This window comes from Mesorhizobium sp. M7A.F.Ca.CA.001.08.2.1 (assembly GCF_003998455.1).
GTDB lineage: Bacteria > Pseudomonadota > Alphaproteobacteria > Rhizobiales > Rhizobiaceae > Mesorhizobium > Mesorhizobium ciceri.
Genome location: NZ_RZPW01001399.1, coordinates 1 through 596 on the forward strand (window position 1 = coordinate 1; position 596 = coordinate 596).

The following is a 596-nucleotide window of genomic DNA, read 5'->3' on the forward strand; positions in this document are numbered from 1 at the left end:
CAGCGTGTTCTTCTCGATCAACGCGGTCGCCTTCATCGGCATGTCGCAGATGAAGGCGACCGCGTTGATCGAGAAGAACACGCTGTAGACCGAAGGCGACAGGCCGTAATGGTCGATCAGGATGAACGACGAGCTCGACAGATAGACGAAGAAGCTGGCAATGCCGAAGCCGGCAATCGCCGTCAGGCCGAGGAAGTTACGGTCACCCATCAGGAAGCGGTAGGCCGACAGCGCGGTGCCGAAGGAGGACCCGGCGCGATCTTCCACCGGCCGCGTCTCCTTGAGCGAGGTCGCCAGAAGGATGGTGGCCAGCAGAGCCGCGCCCGTCACCGTCCAGAACACGGCACGCCAGCCGAAATTCTCGATGATCACGCTGCCGGTCAGCGGCGCCAGGATCGGCGACACCGAAAATACCAGCATCAGCAAGGACATCAGCTTGGCAGCCTCATTGCCGGTATGCAGGTCGCGCACGATGGCGCGCGGAACGGCCATGCCGGCGCTGGCGCCAAGCCCCTGCAGGAAGCGGAAAGCGATCAGCCATTCGATGGTCGGCGCCATTGCCGAACCGATGCCGCCGACCATGAACAGCGCAAGGC

Annotated in this window: 1 protein-coding gene; it reads right to left on the minus strand. The window is 63.3% G+C overall.

Annotated elements, in window-relative coordinates:
* A partial coding sequence (locus EN914_RS37640; protein WP_127389792.1) for an MFS transporter occupies positions 1 to 596 on the minus strand: 596 nt, incomplete at both ends.